This window comes from Methylocapsa sp. D3K7 (assembly GCF_029855125.1).
GTDB lineage: Bacteria > Pseudomonadota > Alphaproteobacteria > Rhizobiales > Beijerinckiaceae > Methylocapsa.
On sequence record NZ_CP123229.1, the window covers coordinates 215,328 to 236,705 of the forward strand.

A 21,378-nucleotide genomic window follows, 5' to 3' on the forward strand; every position below is an offset into this window, starting at 1 on the left:
CCAGGGCGAAGCAAATCGCAGGCCCATGAGTTGGGGTTATCCCAAATACCGCCGCTTTCGAGATCCGGCCGGTCATATTAGTGGCCGGGGCAGCGTTTCCGATGCCCCTAACTCGTTCCCATTTCTGGGTTGCCCCGGGAGTGACCGGCCACTGGGAAGACTTCAGAAACTTGAATGTGAGCCCGCATCACAAAGCGCCTAGTTGACGGCCTGAAGCCGACAGGAACCGATTACTACGTCTTCGACACCGACACAATCGGCTTTGCGGTACAGGCCCTCACGACCGGTGGGATGAGGTACCTCGTGCGGAACAAGGCGGGCAGCAGTCGCACGCTCACATAGTCACGGCGGTTCGGGCTCGCGGTCTCACTGGTGGTTCTGTAGCCAAGGAGATTAAGAAAATCAGTTACAACGGGTAACGGTTTCCGGCATGGATGGAGCTGAGGTCCCATGTTGGACGGGTACTGCAACTCATAGCAACGGATCGAGCATCCGGGCGACGCCTTCGAGCGTGTCTCGAAAGGTCGAAACGGCCGGAACCCCTTTTTGCATTGTGTCATGCAGAGTCTCAATCCAGTTGGCTACCGCGCCGACTTGATCGGCGCCATAGACGATGGCGTTTGCCTCGAAGTTCAAAAACAGGCTGCGCGGGTCGATGTTGACAGAGCCGACCATGGCGAGTGCGTCGTCGACGACGACAATTTTCGCATGCACCATGCCGCCGATAAAGCGGATCACGCTCACGCCCGCGGCCGCCGCGTCGCGGAGCGGCTGGCCGCGAGCAAGGTCCGCAATAAAATGGTTCGATGGGTCTGGAACATAGACCCGCACGTCGACACCGCGATGAGCCGCAAGGGCAAGCGCCCCTGCGAGCCCATCTGGCGGGATGAAATAGGGCGTCACGATCCAAAAGCGCCGCCGCGCCGCGAATGCGGCCGAGACGATGGCCGCGTAAACGGGATCACCCGGCACATCCGGTCCCGAAGGCGCGATCTGCACCACGGCTTCGCCTGCGGCGGTCGCTGGTTCCGAGGCCGGGTCAATGCGCTTGCCGGTGACGAAGCGCCAATCCGCGGCGAAGATTGCGGCATAATCGCGAACTGCCGGACCCTCGAGCAGAAAGGACAAGTCGCGCCAGCGCTTCGAGTCAGACGTCGGCCCCATATATTCAACCGCGACATTGGCGCCGCCGGCCACCGCCCTCTGATCGTCGGCAATCAGCATCTTGCGATGGTTGCGCATGTTGGTGCGAGTGAAATGCACGAGACGCACGGGAAGAAAAAACGCGACGTCTCCACCAGCCCGGATCAAGGGATCGAGCGAGCGCCTCGATGTATGAAACGATCCTACGCCGTCGAGCAGCAAGCGCACTTCGACACCGGCCCGCGCGCGGCGCGCCAGTGCCTCGATAACGGCAAGCCCAACCGGGTCCGGATGCAGGATGAAGCTCGCCATGTGAACGCGCTTCTCCGCGCTTTCGATCGTCTCGATGAAGCGGTTGAAAATATCGACGCCATCGACGCAGAGCGAAAAGCGATTCCTGGACTGTGCCCTCGGCAGGCCGTAGCTCTGCAACAATTGGTCGGCTCCGGCTTGGCCAGGCGGGAGCGCCGCCGCCGGCGGGGCCAAGCCGAGCGGAGGTTTCAGCATCAAGGCGGCGCTAAGCTTCCGTCCGCCAAAAACGAGATAGGCTGGGATGCCGATCCAAGGGATGAGCAAGATCGCCAATAGCCACGCCGTCGTGCTGGTAGCGGAGCGGCGCTGGCGCACCATGCGCGAAACGAGAACCAGCGTCATAGCCACGCCGGCAATCATCGATAAATGAGAAGCGATCACCGATCCAAGCATGAGAGTCCCCAAAATGATCTGCGTCAGTTGAACATGATCGTGCCATTGGCGGCAAGCGAGCCAGCGTCCAGCCGAAGTCAGTTAGTCTCGACTAGCATGTTCTATTCGGGGCGCTTGGGCTCATAGCGTCTGCGAAATCCGAGACTCTCGTGTCATGGAAACTTTATCACACTGGCGCACTTCCACGAATCGGGGGATGCTCCGCCCAAGAGACATCTTCCACTCGACCCGTGCGCGCCGGAGCAAATACAATTATCTAGATCACTGCTGAATGATGACGACCACAGGATTTCGCGCGAGCACCACTTTTGCCCACTTGAGGCTCCACGCGCGGCCGGTTTCTTCAGCATAGAATCCGGCACCGGTACCAAGCCTAAAGAAGCACCGATGGATCTCGAACGGTTGATACAGCTCAGCTCGTCTACCCTACCTGAGCCGAAGTGTCGCTGTGTGAGTGAACGTCTGGCTTTGCGGTTTCCATCGCAAGCGTCAGGATTTCAGCATTGGTCTCCTCGCGACGAATCCGGGCTCACTGGCGGCGTATCCAGCGCGCAAAATTCGCTTCGGTCTGCCACCCAGCACCAGCCTGAGGTGATGGACGATGTGATCGAGCTGCGCAGTGCGTCGTGCCCTACCCGCCGCTGTCACTGTCGGAATCTCCGGCCATGCCGCACTGGACAGGGCTCTCATGAGTGTAAGGCTATAATCGAGGCACGTGTGCCCGTGTGCCCTATTTGGGACTTACCGAATGCCCGCATATCAGGCATCTACCAATCATCGTTGCATGTTTTATCTGCAAATTTATACCAGCTTAAGGCAATTGATCATGAAGAAACGAATTCAAGTTCTTGGTTTGGTTGCGAGCTCATGGACAGCTAGTGCCGCGTCTGGTTTCGCGGCGGACGGGTTGCGGCCCGGCGGCGGTGCGCCGGCACCAGAAATGGGCGCCACAGCGCTTGGGCTTCTCTTTGCGTGTGGCCTTGCTTTATACCTCCTAAGACGCCGTCATGGGTAAACGAAAAAACGGACGAATTGAACTCCCCTTGACGGGCTAACGCAAATTCTTGGTTTCTCAGATCGAAGCGAATTCGAACTGGGGAGCGAAAGGGTAGCCTACGCGTCGTAGCGTGCATCACGTCTGAGAAAATCATGAAATTAGATTTTCAACCGATCGGAACATATGTGAGATGTTCCGTACAGAAAATCATGTCGAGAAAATCATTCGGCCAAGGTCGATTTGCGGCTGCCTCGCTGAAGCTGGATGATGCGGGAGTCCTGCTTTTCTATACCTTTGCCCTTCTCGCCGTCGGTGCCGTTCAGCGTTTGCTTGATGCTGCGCAAAAGCCTGCCTTCGACGTCATCGCTATGCACGAAGTCAATGCTGGCGAGCTTCTCGCATTCATCGCGATCTACGCGGTCTTAAAATCTAAAGTCGAAGCCGTTCGTCTCTCTAAAGTCGATTTTGTCATAATCTCGTCCTGTGCGATGTTTTTCCTGTTTCCAAAGCAGAGCTTGCCATTTGTGGGCGCCACTATCGCCGGTATCTACTTTTGGCGCCGACGTCCGTACAACGGGCAGCTTGTGTCAGTCGGGCAGCTTTGGTTGGCGATTTCCGTTTACCGCTTCTGGGGCCGTCTGTTTTTTCAAGTCGTTTGTGCGCCGATTATACAAGCGGAGGTCTTTGTCGTTGCGAAAGCCGGCCAATTGCTTGGGTTTGGACTTACCTTGGATGGAATCCGCCTAAACTCACCAAATGGATGGTTCGTCTACCTTATGGATGGCTGTTCCTCATTCCACAATGCCTCACTTGCGGTGCTTGTCTGGTTATCTCTCATCAAGTTGGCTGGATCGAAGGTAAGCGGCTCGAAGTTAATGGCGCTAGTGATCGGTATTTTGGTGATCGTTTGCCTTAACGCGCTCCGCATTCTTTTGATGACCCCGTCGGAAGAAGCTTACAATTATTGGCATGAAGGAAGCGGAGCAATGCTATTCTCGTGCTTGACGTTAGGCGCCATCGCCTTTCCAACCACACTCTCTCTGCGGCTTCGCAGTTAATGGAACGTCTTCGTTACAGTGTGATCCTGATCATAGCCGTCGCGCTCGCGGGAGGCATTTGGACGCGCTGGCGTTTTATGTCCCAAGTTCATGCTGCCTCTCCGGTGGAGAGTCACCTCCCTCCAGAAAACTCTGGACTTCATATAACGGGGACATTCGACGTCCCCGTTGGAAGCTTGAGTGGCTTCGAAATCTCCGTCCCGAATTGCTCCCAGCCATTGGCCATCCTGCCAGTCCCGACGCGGCTTATGACGATCATTCCAACCGAATATCGCTACCAACAAGGCGAATATGATATTTCCTATGTCTACAATGGCAATGTCTATGCGGAGCCGTGGATCAACTACAAGTTAGGTTTTCTGAGTATTTTCTATAGGATCAAAATCCTTTTCGACCCGCTAAAGGCAAGGCAAGTAGCCTATTATTTTAAGATATGGGCTCCCTCGAATTGCGGTGTTTCAAACGCTGCGGCATCCGCGCTGGTAAGAGCCTTCTTCGATCCCACGGGGCATAAGGAAGTTTAGCGTCAAAGAAATCTCATTCTCTCTCGTCATGGTTTTGAGAGAAATGGCGTTGCCAACCTTTCCTTGATCCAGCTCTCGGATCGCTCTTGTCGACTATCGTGACGATTCGCAGTGCATCATTCGGCAGTGTTCTGTCGTCTGAAAAGCGAAAAGTTGATGCTGTCATTCTCCCTTCCACTCCTAGTCCACAAGCGCCAAATCCCGGCGAAGGCAGAAGCGCGGCATCGTCCAAGATGCGGCCAGTACGGCGCCGGCACGCAAGGCTAATTTCCTCTACCGCGCCGCCGACGAAACCAGCATCCGGGCTACACGGACAAGATAGTCGTCGGCGACCCCTCTTAGGCTGCAAAGGCGGCTGGCGGTTCAGGCAATTGTTCTCGACTCTATCTTTGCTGAACTGTCAGAACGCGCCATCGCCCGCTTAAACGGAGATCGCGTTGGCGGCTCAGGCGCAATACTGCACCACCGTTGAAGCGCTTGCGGCAGTCAAGGGAAGATGTTGCCGCGTCGGGAAGCTGACGTGGCATAAGGGTTGTTATGTGCTATTGGTGATGAGGCAGACACAACTCCCCTGGATCTTCGAGGTTGTTATGCGATCGGCATTTTTCCTGCAGCTGGCCCTTTTTGCCCTCTTGGCACTCGCTTTCACTGAGCAGACCTCCACAGGGGCAGAGGCTGGGGCGTCAGCACCGCGAGTGACTGTTGCAAACCCGATCGCCAAGACGATTGATGTTTGGGATGAATATACCGGCCGCTTTGAGGCACTGAAACAGGTCCAGGTTCGGGCGCGGGTGTCAGGCACGCTCGATAAAATTAACTTTACCGACGGCCAGTTTGTCAAGGAAGGCGACCTTCTCTTCGTTATAGATCCAAGGCCTTTCCAAATAGCAGTCGAAAGCGCCAAGGCCGATGTTACAAAGGCACGGGCGCAAGTGGCGCTCGCGTCCACGGACGCGGTCCGAGCAGAGCAGCTTGCGGCGAGCCGGACAATCACTTCGCGCGAAGTGGATCAGCGGAACGCCAATCTGGAGGTCACGAAAGCACAGCAGCTTGCCGCCGAAGCGGCGCTGCGCAACGCCGAGCTCAATCTGGAATGGACGCAAGTGCGCGCACCCATTTCTGGACGTGTGTCGGATCGCAGGGTCGATGCCGGCAACCTCATCGAAGGGGGGCAGACGGGTGCGACGCTGCTCACGACGATCGTGACTCTTGACCCTATCCATTTCGTTTTCGATGCCTCGGAGGCGGATTACCTCCGCTACGCGCGCCTCTCCGCGCAAGGGCAGCGGCCTTCGTCTCGGGACGTCAAGAATCCCGTCGTTGTTCGGCTAGCCGACGAGAGTGAATGGAAACATATGGGCGTCATGGACTTCGTTGACAATCAGCTCAACGCCCGCTCCGGCACGATTCGTGGCCGCGCTATATTCCAAAACAAAGACCTGTTTTTACTGCCCGGCACCTTCGGCCACTTGCGGCTGTTCGGCGGCAACGTAGCAGCCATGCTGATTCCGGATTCGGCGATCGTGTCGGATCAGGCGAGTAAGACCGTCTTCACGGTCACACCAGAAAATAAAATTTCCGTGAAACCGGTGCAGCTCGGCCAAATTCATGAGGGGTTGCGCGTCGTCCTGGCGGGACTTAATCCAAACGACAGGATTGTGATCGACGGCATTGCCAATCCGTTCGTGCGGGCGGGTGCATTGGTCGCTCCCCAAGACGGCGTCATCATTGCGGTCTCGAACTGAGCAAGCCTATTGCGCTCCAGGGATAACGGATGCGATTTTCCCATTTCTTTATCGACCGGCCGATCTTTGCAGCCGTCCTCTCGATCCTACTGACAATCGCCGGCGCTATTGCGCAACGATCCTTGCCGATCTCGGAATATCCAGAGATCGCGCCCCCGACCGTGAACATTAGCGCTACGTATCCGGGCGCCTCGGCCGAAGTCATCGCTGCAACCGTTGCAACACCCATTGAGCAGGAGGTCAATGGTGTTGACGACATGCTCTATATCGTCTCGCAATCGACTGGCGACGGGCGGGTTTCGATCGACGTCGTCTTCAAGGCAGGAGTGAACGTCGATCAGGCGCAGGTACTGGTTCAAAATCGTGTCGCGATCGCCGAGCCGCGTTTGCCCGAGGACGTCAGGCGCCTTGGCGTGACGGTCAGAAAGGCCTCGCCCGACCTCATGATGGTCGTTCATCTGACGTCGCCAGACGGATCGCGCGATCAGCAATATATTTCAAACTATGCGACGCTTTTCATCAAGGATGCGGTAGCACGCGTCGACGGTGTCGGTAATGTCAATATTTTTGGCGCCCGGGATTATTCGATGCGGATCTGGCTCGACCCGGCGAAGGTTGCCGCGCGCGGCCTCACAGCTGGCGAGGTTATCGCCGCGCTGCGAGCGGCCAATCTCCAGGTGGCGGCAGGCGCCATCAATCAGCCACCTGCAAGCTCGCCAGGCGCGTTCCAATTGTCAGTACAAACGCTGGGACGTCTCAGCGACCCCGCGCAGTTCGGCGAGATCGTCATCCGGGCCGACCCGGACGGCTACATCCGCGTGCATGATATCGCGAGAGTCGAGCTCGGAGCGCTCGACTATACTGTCAACGCCTACCTCAACCGCGACACCGCCACCGCGCTCGTCATATTCCAAAGGCCGGGATCGAACGCGCTCGCCACCGCTGCCGCCGTAAAAGCACAAATGGAGCTGGCGAAGAAGGACTTTCCTTCCGGCCTCGATTATTCCATCGTCTACAACCCGACCGAATTCATCCAGCAGTCGGTCAATGAGGTCGTGCATACGCTTTATGAAGCCACCGGACTCGTCGTCATCGTCGTTATCCTGTTTCTCCAGACGTGGCGGGCGGCGATCATCCCAATTATCGCCATTCCGGTCTCGCTCATCGGCTGCTTTCTGATGATGAGTGGCCTCGGCCTCACCTTCAACACGCTTTCGCTGTTTGGCCTTGTGCTCGCGATCGGTATCGTCGTTGACGACGCGATCGTCGTGGTCGAAAACACTGAACGATATCTTGAGTTGGGTATGTCGCCGCGTGAGGCCGCGCATAAGACAATGGACGAGGTCGGTGGCGCGTTAATCGCGATCGCGCTGGTGCTGTGCGCGGTGTTTATTCCGACCGCGTTCATTACCGGGCTGCAAGGAGCGTTCTACAGGCAGTTCGCGATCACCATCGCCACCGCCACGGTGATCTCCGCTTTCGTCTCGTTGACGCTTTCACCGGCGCTCGCCGCGATTCTTCTGAAGCCGCACAACAGCAAACCGAAGCAATCCGGCGTACTCTATTGGGTATCGTCGCCGCTACGTTGGTTTTTCGCTGGCTTTAACTGGCTTTTCGACAAACTTGCCGCGGGTTACGGATTTTTGACAGCCCGCCTCGTGCGAGTCGGTCTCGTTTCCGTGCTGGTTTATATAGGCCTCATTTATTTCGCCTATGACCTCTTACGAAAGACGCCGACAGGTCTTATCCCGCAGCTTGATCGCGGTTATCTTATCGCGGCATTCCAGCTGCCGCCCGGCGCATCGCTTGACCGCACAGACAAAGCTCTGCGCCGGGCGGCCGGCATCATTTTGCGCCGGCCCGGCGTGTTAAATAGCGTGGTGTTCGCGGGGTTCGACGGCGCGACGTTTACGAACGCGCCCAACACGGGCGTTATTTTCGTTGCGCTGAAACCATTCGAGGAGCGCGTCAAAGATGGTTTGACAGCAGCTAAGATCCTGGCCGACCTTCGCCAGCAACTGGCCGGATTGAACGACGCTTTTGTGTTCGTGCTCGAACCTCCCTCGGTGCCTGGCATCGGCACCGGTGGCGGCCTAAAGGGATATGTGCAAGATCGCACTGGCCGCGGCCCGCGGGCGCTCGAAGGCGCGGCCTGGACCGTACTTGGCACGGCCGCGCAGAACAAAGGGTTCAGCCAGGTCTTCACGCTGTTCAACACGCACACGCCGCAGGTTTATGCCGACATCGACCGGACCAAGGCAGAGCTGCTCGGCGTCCCGATTGCTCGGGTTTTTGAAGCTTTGTCGGTCTATATGGGATCGAGCTACGTCAATGACTTTAATATCCTGGGGCGGACGTACCAGGTGACGGCTCAAGCTGACAATGCCTATCGGTTGACCTTACGCGACGTCGCTAACCTCAAAACCCGGAATGCGACAGGAGATATGGTGCCGATCGGTTCCGTGGCGACGTTCCAGGACACGACGGGACCATTCCGCGTGCCGCACTATAACCTCTATCCGGCGGCCGAACTCCAACTCAGCCTTGCGCACGGGTTTTCGTCCGGAGAAGGGATCACCGCGATTGAGACAATCGCGCATGAACAACTGCCGCCGGGCTTTGGCTTCGAATGGACCGAGATCGCGCTACAAGAGAAACTCGCCGGTAATACCGCTTTCATCGCATTCGGACTTGCCGTGGTCTTTGTGTTTCTGCTCCTTGCCGCGCTGTACGAAAGCTGGCTATTGCCGCTCGCCGTTATCTTAATTGTTCCGATGTGTGTTCTAGCCGCGATGATCGGCGTCACCTATCGCGGGCTCGATCGCAACATTCTGGTTGAGATCGGCCTTATCGTTCTTGTTGGCCTCGCCGCCAAGAATGCCATTCTTATTGTCGAATTCGCCAAACAGGCGGAGGAGCAAGGACAGACACGGTTCGAGGCCGCTGTGTCGGCCGCCCGGACAAGGCTTCGGCCAATTCTCATGACGTCGTTCGCTTTCATTTTGGGCGTCTTGCCGCTGGCTCGCGCGCAAGGCGCCGGGGCAGAGATGCGTCAATCGCTTGGAACCGCAGTGTTCGCCGGCATGCTCGGAGTGACTTTCTTTGGACTCGTGTTTACGCCGACATTTTATGTTTTGGTGCGATGGGTTTCGTCACTCCTGCGGCGAGACTCAAACGTCACCTAACCGCATCGTCAATGTAGTATTTACTGGAGCCCGTGCAATTGCGTGATCCTGCTACGCGAAGCAGACCGCAATCTCACGATCGGCGTTCACACCTCGACGAAGTAGTTGAAGACAGACATCCGAACCTACATCGTGCGGCACAAAATTCCAGGCCGTACCGATGGACCAAATCCGTAGATGAAATCCTCGCTTCGGTCCGACGATTCCGCCAAAAGATTGAGCGAACCTTCTACTGCGGATTTTAGAATCATATGACTAAGGTTCTGGGTAACTATGCGGTTAAACCTTAGTGTCCGTCCGGGAAGTAGTTGAATCGGATGAATCATTTGTGATTCATTGGCGGCTGCCTGATTCGATGAGAGGCCGCCAATGTGGACGTCCGAAAACCGCCCGAAATACAATCGTGACAAACTGCGCTATCCGAGCGATCTGACGGACGATGAGTGGTCGCACATCGAGCCGATTATTCCACCGGCCAAACGTGGCGGACGCAAGCGCTCTGTTGAGCCGCGGGAAATCGTGAACGGTCTCATGTATGTGCTGAGCACGGGATGCCAGTGGCGTTACGTTCCCAAAGATCTGCCGCCCAAGAGCACGCTGTTTGGTTATTTCGACCTTTGGAACTGGGACGGCACGCTGGATCGCATTCATCACGCGCTCTACGTGAAGTGTCGCGAAGCCATGGATCGTGAAGCGAGCCCGACGGCCTGCGTCATCGACAGCCAGAGCGTAAAGAGCGCGGAAAAAGGGGGCGCCGCATCGATCCGAGCGGCTATGATGCTGGCAAGAAGATCAAAGGCAAGAAGCGCCATATCCTCGTCGATACGCTAGGCCTGCTGCTGCATGCAGTGGTGCATCCCGCCGACATTCAAGATCGGGATGGTGGCGTGCTTGTTCTGTCGACCTTGTTCGGCTTGTATCCGTTTTTACAAAAGCTCTTTGCTGATGGCGGATATCAGGGCCCGGTCTTTCAAAAGGCGTCGGCCAAAATCCTGCCGCATATACAAATCGAAATCGTCAAACGCTCCGATCAGGCCAAAGGGTTTGAGCTTCTGCCGCGACGTTGGGTTGTCGAACGCACCTTCGCTTGGCTTAATCGTTGCCGCCGCTTGGCCAAAGACTTCGAAAATCTCACCCGAAACGCACTCGCTTTTCTCCGTCTCGCCTCAATTCGTCTCACGCTCAGAAAGCTTTGTCTGAATTGATGAACTTTCCGGACCGACTCTTAGGAATTCGTGGTTCGTACAGTTCCAAACGTTCGAGGCCATCTCTAGCCTTGCACCATCAAAAGGAGGAACGTCACGAATAAGAGCAAGTGCACGGCTCCCTGCAAGATGTTCGTCCGCCCACTGGAAAAGGTGACGATGCTCAAGCCGAGAGTCAGCACCAACAAAACCATGTCGGCATGTTCAACACCAAGAACAATTGGATGATCGGTCCAGTGACTGATGATGAGCATGATGGGGACAGTCAGACCGATCGAGGAAAGCACCGATCCGAGCAAAATGTTTACCGAACGCTGAAGCTTGTTTGCCAAAGCCGCGCGTACAGCCCCGATGGCTTCTGGCGCAGACACAAGCAGCGCGATCACGATACCGCTGAGAGCGTCCGGACCATGAAGAGTCTCGGTGATAAAATCGACCGGATGTGCCAACCACTCGGCCAGGTAAACAATAGGCACAATATAGGCTGCAAGCATGACGACATGGTAACCTATTGATCGTGCCCCAGCCTTCGCTCCTCCGTGCTCGCCTCCTAGCGCCTCGCCTCCCAACATGAAATAGCCGCGATGCCGTCCCGTCTGCACCGCCAGAAATGCGAAATAGAGACCAACAGATATAATCGCGAGCGTGCTCTCCTGCGCAAAGGATAGCGTGGGACCAGCTGTGGTCTGGGTGTAGTCCGGCAGGATCACGCTCAGCACCGCCAGCGGAATGATGACTCCGAGATAGGTGTTGGCGCCTTGAAGATTGTAGGTTTGCTCCTGGTGCTTCCATCCACCGAGCAGAAGCGAGAGGCCGACCATCCCGTTGAGAACGATCATGATCACGGAAAGGAGTGTGTCGCGGACAAGGGTCGGGTTGTTCTCACCATGTAACATGATGGCGGTAATACTCATAACCTCGATAAATGTGACTGACAAAGTCAGGATCAGCGTGCCAAAGGGTTCGCCAAGGCGCACAGCAAGATGCTCTGCGTGGCGTACGACCGACAGGGCTGAACCGAGGATCACGCTAAAGAGCCAGAGGAGCGTCGCCTTCAGGACAAGCGGGTTGGCGAGGGCGGAATCAAATGTCTTCCCCGCAACGGAGTAGACGCCGCAGGTTAGAAGGGTGACCGAGAGAAACCATTCCGAACGCAAGCCGGCGGAATTACCTGTGGTCTTCGCAGCCATTAACAAGAGGGTCTACGCTGTCCGTCGTCAGATAATTTGAGACAGATGGCGGCGTGATTTAATGGAGGACGCGGCTCATCTGATGTTTGATTTTATGCGGCGTTCAATTGGTGTTGCAAGCGACGATTTTGGATGGTGGCTCGTTTGATCCTTTCTCGTTGCAGCAGAATGGTTTGTCCTCGGCCGAAGTAGACGTCAGCCGGCGTGAGATTGTCCAGGCTCTCGTGATAGCGGCGATGATTGTAGTGATCGACGAAGGTGTCGATCCTGGCTTCCAGGTCGCCGGGCAGATAATAGTTCTCAAGCAAGACGCGATTCTTGAGCGTCTGATGCCAGCGCTCGATTTTGCCCTGTGTTTGCGGGTGGCAGGGCGCGCCGCGCACGTGATCCATGTTGCGTTTGTCCAGCCATTCGGCCAGATTGGCCGAGATGTAGGAAGGGCCATTGTCCGAGAGCAATCGCGGACGATGGACGACCTTGGCGTGATCAAGCCCCGCGGCTTGCAACGCCAGGTCGAGTGTTTCCGTGACGTCCCCGACCTTCATCGTCGTACAGAGCTTCCAGGCGATGATGTAGCGCGAGAAGTCGTCCAATATCGTGCTGAGGTAGAACCAACCCCAACCAATCACCTTGAGATAAGTGAAGTCGGTCTGCCAGAGCTGGTTGGGCGCCGTCGTCTTGTCCTTGAACTCATCGGCGGCCTTCATGACGATGTAGGCGGGACTGGCGATTAGGTCGTGCTCCTTCAGCAGGCGATAAACCGAAGCTTCCGAAACAAAATAGCTTTTTGTGTCGGTGAAGCGTGTCGCCAGTTCCCGTGGCGACAGCTCCGGCTCGTCCAGGGCCAGTTGCACGATCTGGCCCCGCACATTGTCAGGAATTCGGTTCCAGACGCGGTCGGGCCTGGGAGATCGGTCTTCCAGGGCCTCTGGCCCGCCAGTCTGGCAAAGGTCGCACCATCGATAAAAGGTGGCGCGAGAGACGCCGAGTTTCTCCAGCGTCCGGCGCGCCGGCAGATGGGATTGCTCGACCAGCCGGATGATCTCCAGTTTCTCGGAAGCCGGATATCTCATTCCTCGCTTTCCCCATCCGCGATCATGCTTTTTTTGAGCAGGCGCAATTCCAGCGCCTGCTCGGCGACGACCTCCTTCAGTGCCTGAGCTTCCCGGCGCAGGTCCTTGACCTCGCCGCTGGTCGCCGCACGCGCCGTGTCGCCCGCCAAGCGCCGCTTGCCAGCCTCCAGGAACTCCTTCGACCAGGTGTAATACAGGCTCTCGGCGATGCCCTCGCGCCGGCAGAGTTCCGCGATGCTATGCTCGCCGCGCAGGCCGTCCAGCACGATGCGGATCTTCTCCTCCGCCGAATATTGCTTGCGCGTTGCTCGGCGAATGTCCTTCACGATCCGCTCGGAGGACGACTTGGCAGTTCCGGATTTCTGGCTCATCTCCACTCCTCGATGGTTACGATGAGCCAGAAATCCTCCGTTATTCAACCCGCTAAATCTGTCTCACAGGTGCTGACGCCGGACACGCGAACATGTCGTCGAGAAGCACGAGCGGTGCGACGCGCGTCAGCAGCCGTGCGCTGTCGAGATAGACCTGGTTCATGGCTTCAGCACCAAGAGCCCATCACTGGAACGGGACACCCACGGCCGGTCGCTGCCTTTAGGCAACTGAGACGGATTGAGCTTGCCGGCCCAGGGCTGGGAGAGTTCGCGGCCGAGCTGCAGGCACAGGCGCACGGTCTTGATGTTAGTGCAGCGCTTGAGCAGGTCGCGCAGCACGTCGGCGCGCAGACTATAGGTGCTCTCGACCAGCTCGCGCGCTTCCTGCAGCGGCTGCCGGACGCCGACCTCGCTCAAAACCTCCAGCAGCGCGCGTTCCGGCGCCGAGACGAGCGGACCGCCCTTGCGGTTCTCGAAGGGCCGGACGTGAAGCAGCGCGTCCGGCTCCTCCTTGAAGAGCCGCTTGCGATGGTACTCGGCCGGGAAGCGCTGGGTGAACCACTCCGGAAGGCGCCCGGCCTTCCAGCTGTAAAGGTCTAGGACAGCCCGTTGCGACAGGTACTGGCGTATGCCATGCCAGTCGAGCGCGGACTTGCCGCCAACATGCAATCCGTCGAAGCTCCGCTGCAGCAGAGCGAGGCTCGGGTGCAAGGCGGGCGGATCGTTCGGCCGGCAATAGACGCCGCGCGCCAGCCGTTGCAGCCAGCCGGCGCGGACATAGTGGACGGCGAGATCGGCCGATATCCCGAGGGCCGCGAGGTCCTGGGAGGTCAGCGGCGTGCCCGGCGCCAGGCGGGTGTAAAGCCGATTTAGCTTATTCCTGTGAGTCGTAGGCATACTACGACTATAGCAACAATTCGAAAGATTGGCCAAGTTTGGATTCGGTGCCGCTTGTCCGGCGTCAGCACCTGTGAGACAGATTTAGCGGGTTGAATAACGGAGGATTTCTGGCTCATCGTAACCATCGAGGAGTGGAGATGAGCCAGAAATCCGGAACTGCCAAGTCGTCCTCCGAGCGGATCGTGAAGGACATTCGCCGAGCAACGCGCAAGCAATATTCGGCGGAGGAGAAGATCCGCATCGTGCTGGACGGCCTGCGCGGCGAGCATAGCATCGCGGAACTCTGCCGGCGCGAGGGCATCGCCGAGAGCCTGTATTACACCTGGTCGAAGGAGTTCCTGGAGGCTGGCAAGCGGCGCTTGGCGGGCGACACGGCGCGTGCGGCGACCAGCGGCGAGGTCAAGGACCTGCGCCGGGAAGCTCAGGCACTGAAGGAGGTCGTCGCCGAGCAGGCGCTGGAATTGCGCCTGCTCAAAAAAAGCATGATCGCGGATGGGGAAAGCGAGGAATGAGATATCCGGCTTCCGAGAAACTGGAGATCATCCGGCTGGTCGAGCAATCCCATCTGCCGGCGCGCCGGACGCTGGAGAAACTCGGCGTCTCTCGCGCCACCTTTTATCGATGGTGCGACCTTTGCCAGACTGGCGGGCCAGAGGCCCTGGAAGACCGATCTCCCAGGCCCGACCGCGTCTGGAACCGAATTCCTGACAATGTGCGGGGCCAGATCGTGCAACTGGCCCTGGACGAGCCGGAGCTGTCGCCACGGGAACTGGCGACACGCTTCACCGACACAAAAAGCTATTTTGTTTCGGAAGCTTCGGTTTATCGCCTGCTGAAGGAGCACGACCTAATCGCCAGTCCCGCCTACATCGTCATGAAGGCCGCCGATGAGTTCAAGGACAAGACGACGGCGCCCAACCAGCTCTGGCAGACCGACTTCACTTATCTCAAGGTGATTGGTTGGGGTTGGTTCTACCTCAGCACGATATTGGACGACTTCTCGCGCTACATCATCGCCTGGAAGCTCTGTACGACGATGAAGGTCGGGGACGTCACGGAAACACTCGACCTGGCGTTGCAAGCCGCGGGGCTTGATCACGCCAAGGTCGTCCATCGTCCGCGATTGCTCTCGGACAATGGCCCTTCCTACATCTCGGCCAATCTGGCCGAATGGCTGGACAAACGCAACATGGATCACGTGCGCGGCGCGCCCTGCCACCCGCAAACACAGGGCAAAATCGAGCGCTGGCATCAGACGCTCAAGAATCGCGTCTTGCTTGAGAACTATTATCTGCCCGGCGACCTGGAAGCCAGGATCGACACCTTCGTCGATCACTACAATCATCGCCGCTATCACGAGAGCCTGGACAATCTCACGCCGGCTGACGTCTACTTCGGCCGAGGACAAACCATTCTGCTGCAACGAGAAAGGATCAAACGAGCCACCATCCAAAATCGTCGCTTGCAACACCAATTGAACGCCGCATAAAATCAAACATCAGATGAGCCGCGTCCTCCATTAAATCACGCCGCCATCTGTCTCAAATTATCTGACGACGGACAGTCTTGGACTATTCCCGATTGCTAGCGCGTGTTCACGAAGTCGATAGGGTCGCCGTCAAGGCAGTACACGAACTTGGCCTCGCGATCGGCTGGCAAGCACACCAGGCGGCATAAACAATTTGGCGAGTGCTAATCGGGCTTCTCAAGTTGCGAGCAGAAACCGGCCTCGACATAGAGAGCGTCCAATCAATAGCCGCAGCCTAAGCAACTCAACGATAGAAAGAGAACTAGATCGATCCTGCAAAACTTAAGAAAGAGGGAGAACCACCAATGAGCACCGCGACAATAACTGACCGATCGGTTGAAACGAGCAGCGAGAGCAATCGGTTAACTGAAACCTTAGTAGAGAGGTTGAGTCATCCGGCAACGTCGCCAGACTTCGATCTGAAGAAAGGCGTGAATGAAGTCCTCGCGGATGTCGGCATGACGAGCGACGATTGTGGCGGAGAACTCAGTTTCTACGGAAGCGATCCAATTCTCCGAAGCCCGCTGCGGTTTGGGACAATGGCTGCGATCGGCCTGGCTGCAAGGAGCGTAGCGGTGGCCGCTCTTTGGAGACAAGCCACCGGCGAAGGTCAGAATATCTCAGTGGACGTACGCAAGGCGCTGCGGCGTTTCTGCGGATTTTTTGATGGCAAATGGGAAACCGTCAATGGCCGACCGCCCTCGCCAGGTGGCTATGCGGTTAGCCCATTCCTAAAGATGGGGGATGCGTTCTTTCGCGAGACACGCGACGGACGATACGTGGTGGCGCTGGACATTTATCCTCAACTGCTCGTGCGTACCCTCGATTTTCTCCGCTGCAGCCCAAGTACCGAATCCATTAACAAGGCCATACTCAATTGGGACGCTATGGAACTAGAGCAGGCTGCGGCGGCCGAAGGGCTGGTTCTAGCGATGATACGTACGAACGAGGAATTTCGTCGCGAACCCCAATATACACAGGTCCTCTCCAAAATGCCGCTGGTCACGGTGGAGAAAATTGGGGAGAGCGACCCCGTTCCGCTCAAGGCGAGCAACAATCTTCCTCTCGCTGGCATTCGCGCATTCGGTATGGGTCATGTCATCGCGGGAGGCGCGTTAGGAAGAGACATGGCACTATACGGCGCGGACGTGCTCAACATCTGGAGACCCCGCGATTCCGAGATTGAAGCCTTCGCGTGGGACGTCCAGGTGGGAATGCGTTCAACCGTACTCGACGACTCGAAGGAGGATCGCGCACGGTTCAATCAGCTTCTCCAGGACGCTGACGTATTCTTTGCCAATAAGCGCCCAGGATTTTTGAAAAAGCACGACCTCGATGCCGATGCACTTTGCAAACAAAAGCCCGGATTGATTCACGCAACCGTCGTTCTCCACGGTGAGAAGGGACCTTGGTCGAACCGGCCTGGGTTCGATGAAATCGGCGCTACGGTGTCTGGCCTCTTTACGATTGAAGGTTCCTCAACTCGGCCGAAGCAGCCGCCGATTGTGCCGATTTGCGATAACGTGGTCGCCTGGTTAGGCACGACGGGGATCCTAGCAGCACTGCGAAGGCGCGCGATCGAGGGAGGCAGCTATGGCGTTGTGGTTTCGCTGACAAGAACTGTGCTTTGGTTGCTCTCGTTAGGCATCTTTGACAAGGCTTACGCAAAAGTGACCGCGGGCTCGACCGACGAGCACACGTACATCGCTCCGGATCTGTTTACCGCGGAAACACCGCTTGGAAGCTATCAGGGAATGACCGACCAGATCGTAATGTCGCGGACGCCCGGCTCCTTCAGAACCGTGCTTGTGCCGCGAGGCTCGAGCAAACCCGAATGGCTGGCGGGTTAAGAGCACTGTACCGGAAGGGAGTTCGCTGAAGCCACCCCGCGACTGCGGATTGCCATTTGGTGGAGCGCGTCAAAGTCTTCAGCCAGTCGGGAAGGACTCCAGCGTGTCACGGTCGGACATCAACCCATGTTGGCGCGGATAATCCGTCGCGGGCAAGGAATGTCGCATGAGGATCGGGCTTTTTATCCACTGCTACATCGACGCATTTTGCCGGAGATCCGCATCGCCACGCTTGAGCTCTTGTAGCGGTTTGGTCAAGAGGTCGAGTGCCCGCGCTCAGCCCGATGATCTGCTATGACAAGGCTTCCGCCATCGCGCACAAGGCGAATGACGAAGGGCTGACCCTGAAGGAGGCCGCGCTCCCCGACGAGGAGCGGTTCGATGAAGTCGTCGACCCCCGGACGATGGTCAGCACGGGGTCGGCGGAAGTTCGAAGTCGGCGGAAGTTGAAGGCCCGACATCGGTCCGGGTCTTCATTGTGATGGTCGCCTAACGAGAATGCTCTATGCATGAGCGCACACTGAAGCAGGTACGCCCCATTTGTTGGGCTGGAAGCGTAAAGCGATGACGACGATCGGGAGAGGCAAATGTCACAAACAGTTGCGGACGTTTTGGTCAGCGTGCTCGAGCAGACCGGGGTTAAACAAATATTCGGCCTGATCGGCGACTCATTGAATCCTATAGCCGACGCGCTCCGTCGAAGCAATATCGAATGGGTTGGTGTCCGTCATGAGGAAGGAGCGGCTCTGGCCGCCGCCGGCCAAGCCAAGCTCACCGGCCAGCTCGCGGTGTGTGCCGGCACCACCGGCCCCGGCAGCACGCATCTGGTCGCCGGCCTCTATGAAGCCAGCCGCGATCATGCGCCCGTTCTGGCTCTCTCCGGTGACATGCCCCGCAAGATGCAGGGGATTGATTTCTTCCAGACGACACAGCCAGATCTTCTTTTCCGCGACGTCTCCCTCTATACGGAAACAATCACTTCCCCAGAGCAGGCGCCAGGCGTCTTTCACCAGGCAATCGCAACTGCCTACGCAGGCCGGGGCGTCGCCCATTTGACGCTTCCGCAAGACGTTATCGCAGCCAAGGCGGAAGGAGAGCTCTCCAGTGTGGCAACCCTGAAGCCACGGCCGGAGTTTGCCGCGAGTGCCGAAGATATCGCCGAAATCACCCGCCGGATCGACCAGGCGGACAGCGTGGTGATCATGTGCGGGGGCGGCTGCCACGGAGCAGCAGATCTCTTGCGCACCCTCTCGGACCGGCTCAAGGCGCCGCTGATCCATTCGGTCAAGGGCAAGGACATCATGCCATACGATGACCCCCGATGGATGGGAGGCATCGGCATGATCGGCACCAAGGCCGTGTACAATGCAATCATGGGCTGCGATCTCTTGCTGATGGTGGGGACGGACTATCCCTACTCGAATTTCCTGCCAAGCAAAGGGACCGTCGTCCAAATCGACGAGCGGCCGCAAGTGCTTGGACGGCGCGCTCCGACGGCACTCGGCGTCACCGGCTCGGCTCGTCCGACCCTTAAGTTGTTGCTCGACGGGATCGCGTCCAAGACCAACACGCACTTCTGGGACAAGGTGACTGAGGAGCGTCAGAAATGGGATGAGATGCTGGACAAGCAGGCCGACCTCGCGCGAAGCAAGGATCACATCCATCCGCAGGCGGTCGCCCGGGCAGTCAGCGATCTCGCCAAGCCCGATGCGATATTCGTTTTCGACACCGGTCTCAACACACTCTGGTCCGGCAACTGGATCCGGCAAAGTGGAGCGCAGCGGATTATCGGTTCCTTCAACAACGGGGCCGTGGGGACAGCGCTTGCTCAGGCCAACGGGATACAAGCGCTGGATCGCTCGCGCCAGGTGATCGCGCTCTGCGGCGATGGCGGATTCAATATGCTGATGGGCGAATTTCTGACCGCAGTGCATCATAAGCTGCCAATCAAGGTGGTAATCTACAACAATTCCGCCTTCGGGCTGATCACCCTGGAGGCGGAGAGCGTGGGCCTGCCGCCATTCCGGGAAGGCATCGAATTTCCGAACCCCGACTTTGCAGTTCTGGCGCGTGCCTGCGGCGGTCATGGTTTTACAGCCCGGCATCCGGGCGAATTGAAAGCGGCGCTCGCCGAGGCCTTCGCTATCGATGGCCCGGCAATCGTTGATGCCGTTGTCGTGGCAAACGAGCTGCCGAACCTGCCGCATCTCGACTTGGGTATGGTCGAGCACTTCGCTCTGGCAAAGATCAAGGAAGCTCTTCTCGCCGTCACCAGTCGATGAGGATCGCTTCATGCGTTGGCGATAAACGGGACCGGGCAGAACGGGTCTAATCCGCTTCTCTAAAAAAAGCCGTTACCGATCTTCACGCTATCAAGGTGCTTACAAAGAGCCTGTCTGAGCCCTATCGGTCGCATGCGAACTCACTTCCCGACCAGCCGAAGCCATTTCATAATTCGGCTGGAAACGAGGCGAAAAGCCTCTCGCTGACCAGCTCGTTACTGTGCTGCGGCGAGGCGCAGATGCGCGGGATCGCCACGACGAAATGGGTCTCGAGCGCAAAGGGCTGCTCCTAGCAGCCGGAATCGCTCGGTGGGTGGCGACCGGAGGCAACGCATATCTGACGTCATCGTCCCCTGCTCGCGGGAACATCCTTGGCATAGACACGAGCTTCTGCGTGTTGCGACAAAATTCTGGACATGCGCGCTGGCGTCGTGGCCGGCGGCCAACCGGGACGAGGGACCCGCAAAGTTGCTCGCATGGCTAGATGAGGCGACTGATCATGTAGATCGCTCAGGCCGTAGGCATCCACGGCCGATGGGGCGCCGTTCCTGTGCCTGAAGCTCTAGCGCTTAAGGTGATGGTCCGATCGCACATGCTCGTCAATTTCCGCGTCGACATCAGGTTATGGGGCGGACATCGGTTGATGGCGCGTGCGAAAGCCGCAGCCGCGATCAGACGGCGCCGGACGACAGAACGGCATCGGCTCGCAGTTGCGGTTGACATTTTCCTGGCGGGATTCGTCGAAGGGTCATACCCGCTTGAGCCGGCAATTCGCTCCCCCGAATTGTGCGGATCAGTCCCCCATTGAGGGGATTGGGAAAGAGCAGCCATCCGCGCAAGATCATCCTAAGCGATAGTCCAAATAGCATGCCCGTTCAACATTAGAGAAAGCAAATCCTATGGCCTTCACTTTTCTATTGGAGCCGCATGCGGCCTCGTTCAAGGAAGTCCTGTTTGGGGCCGCAATTCTAATCATTCCGATACAGGGGCATGCGGATCCAGGTTCAAGAGGCCCGTTCCTCGGGTTGTCCGGGTACTGGTCTGGTGCCGGCACCGTTACCATGACGAATGGCGCCACTGAACGGATTCGCTGCAAGGCAAATTATACGGTTAATGCATCCGGCAAGGCGGTTCAGCAAACTTTGCGCTGCGCGAGCGACAGCTACAAGTTTGAAATCAGCAGCAACGTCACTTCCGAAAGCGGTTCACTGTCCGGCTCATGGGCTGAGGCGACCCGGGGAGTGTCAGGAAATATTTCTGGCCGCGCCAGCGGTGCGGAGATAATGGCCAATGTAGCTGGCGCCGGCTTCACGGCCCATCTCGACGTGCGGACCCAAGGCGATAAGCAGTCCGTCACTATTAGGCCACAAGCCGGCACCGACGTGGCAGGCGTGTCGATTGCTTTGCGCAAATGATAAGGCTCTCCCCGCTCATCTGTCGGACACTTGCGCGGGCTGAGCGGGACGTCTTTTCGCATGCCATAGTCGGAATACGGTGAAGGCAGGAAGCTGTTTCGATGGGACCACTGCCGCACATACCGCGCTGCAATATCAGAAACTGACGCGGGCGCACACAAGCGTAATCTGGAAGCTTTTTTGCTTTGCATTTGCGAAGATGCCTCA

Annotated in this window: 14 protein-coding genes; 10 read left to right on the top strand and 4 right to left on the bottom strand. The window is 57.7% G+C overall.

Going from position 1 to position 21,378, the window contains the following annotated elements; translation table 11 throughout:
* Nucleotides 1–471: 471 nt before the first annotated feature.
* Nucleotides 472–1,848 carry a phospholipase D-like domain-containing protein gene (locus tag QEV83_RS00935; protein WP_280129442.1) on the bottom strand — a complete coding sequence of 459 codons (1,377 nt, stop codon included), beginning with the start codon at nucleotides 1,846–1,848 and terminating at the stop codon, nucleotides 472–474.
* 1,206 nt (nucleotides 1,849–3,054) lie between these two features.
* Here QEV83_RS00935 and QEV83_RS00940 point away from each other — a divergent pair.
* From QEV83_RS00940 to QEV83_RS00960, 5 genes are all read left to right on the top strand, one after another.
* Entirely contained in the window at nucleotides 3,055–3,903 is an 849-nt protein-coding gene (locus QEV83_RS00940; protein ID WP_280129443.1) for a hypothetical protein, read from the top strand.
* A complete protein-coding gene (locus QEV83_RS00945) occupies nucleotides 3,903–4,427 on the top strand; it encodes a hypothetical protein (RefSeq protein WP_280129444.1) in 525 nt (174 codons plus the stop codon). The genes QEV83_RS00940 and QEV83_RS00945 overlap by 1 nt, the downstream gene beginning before the upstream one ends.
* Nucleotides 4,428–5,017: 590 nt before the next feature.
* Nucleotides 5,018–6,172 carry an efflux RND transporter periplasmic adaptor subunit gene (locus QEV83_RS00950; protein WP_280129445.1) on the top strand — a complete coding sequence of 385 codons (1,155 nt, stop codon included), beginning with the start codon at nucleotides 5,018–5,020 and terminating at the stop codon, nucleotides 6,170–6,172.
* Between the two features lie 29 nt (nucleotides 6,173–6,201).
* Nucleotides 6,202–9,357 (top strand): multidrug efflux RND transporter permease subunit, encoded by a 3,156-nt coding sequence (locus QEV83_RS00955; protein ID WP_280129446.1) that lies wholly within the window; start codon nucleotides 6,202–6,204, stop codon nucleotides 9,355–9,357.
* A gap of 369 nt (nucleotides 9,358–9,726) precedes the next feature.
* A protein-coding gene (locus tag QEV83_RS00960) for an IS5 family transposase (protein ID WP_280129447.1) occupies nucleotides 9,727–10,562 on the top strand; the annotation gives its coding sequence in 2 pieces (ribosomal slippage) (nucleotides 9,727–10,138 and nucleotides 10,138–10,562; 837 coding nt in all).
* A 65-nt stretch (nucleotides 10,563–10,627) separates the two neighbouring features.
* Here the strand turns inward: QEV83_RS00960 and QEV83_RS00965 are convergent.
* From QEV83_RS00965 to QEV83_RS00975, 3 genes are all read right to left on the bottom strand, one after another.
* Nucleotides 10,628–11,752, bottom strand: a complete 1,125-nt coding sequence (locus QEV83_RS00965) for a calcium:proton antiporter (protein WP_280129448.1) — start codon at nucleotides 11,750–11,752, stop codon at nucleotides 10,628–10,630.
* A 92-nt stretch (nucleotides 11,753–11,844) separates the two neighbouring features.
* Nucleotides 11,845–13,196 (bottom strand): IS3 family transposase gene (locus QEV83_RS00970; protein ID WP_280128402.1). Its coding sequence is split into 2 segments (ribosomal slippage): nucleotides 11,845–12,860 and nucleotides 12,860–13,196, totalling 1,353 coding nucleotides; the frame shifts between segments, so codons are not numbered across the junction.
* Between the two features lie 159 nt (nucleotides 13,197–13,355).
* Nucleotides 13,356–14,093: a type IV toxin-antitoxin system AbiEi family antitoxin domain-containing protein gene (locus tag QEV83_RS00975; RefSeq protein ID WP_280129449.1), complete on the bottom strand. Its 738-nt coding sequence runs from the start codon at nucleotides 14,091–14,093 to the stop codon at nucleotides 13,356–13,358.
* Between the two features lie 140 nt (nucleotides 14,094–14,233).
* On the opposite strand from QEV83_RS00975, the gene QEV83_RS00980 reads away from it, so the two are divergent.
* From QEV83_RS00980 to QEV83_RS01000, 5 genes are all read left to right on the top strand, one after another.
* Nucleotides 14,234–15,585, top strand: a protein-coding gene (locus tag QEV83_RS00980) for an IS3 family transposase (RefSeq protein ID WP_280128402.1) whose coding sequence is annotated in 2 segments (ribosomal slippage) — nucleotides 14,234–14,570 and nucleotides 14,570–15,585 — 1,353 coding nt in all. Because the reading frame shifts where the segments join, the coding sequence is not laid out codon by codon here.
* 425 nt (nucleotides 15,586–16,010) lie between these two features.
* Nucleotides 16,011–17,474 carry a CoA transferase gene (locus QEV83_RS00985; RefSeq protein WP_280129450.1) on the top strand — a complete coding sequence of 488 codons (1,464 nt, stop codon included), beginning with the start codon at nucleotides 16,011–16,013 and terminating at the stop codon, nucleotides 17,472–17,474.
* A 266-nt stretch (nucleotides 17,475–17,740) separates the two neighbouring features.
* Nucleotides 17,741–17,956, top strand: a complete 216-nt coding sequence (locus QEV83_RS00990; protein ID WP_348273246.1) for a hypothetical protein — start codon at nucleotides 17,741–17,743, stop codon at nucleotides 17,954–17,956.
* A 105-nt stretch (nucleotides 17,957–18,061) separates the two neighbouring features.
* The gene (locus QEV83_RS00995) at nucleotides 18,062–19,756 is read left to right on the top strand and encodes a thiamine pyrophosphate-binding protein (protein ID WP_280129451.1); all 1,695 of its coding nucleotides are present in this window, start codon (nucleotides 18,062–18,064) and stop codon (nucleotides 19,754–19,756) included.
* An 899-nt stretch (nucleotides 19,757–20,655) separates the two neighbouring features.
* On the top strand, nucleotides 20,656–21,171 hold the full coding sequence (locus QEV83_RS01000) for a hypothetical protein (protein WP_280129452.1): 516 nt from the start codon (nucleotides 20,656–20,658) through the stop codon (nucleotides 21,169–21,171).
* The last annotated feature ends 207 nt before the right edge of the window (nucleotides 21,172–21,378 follow it).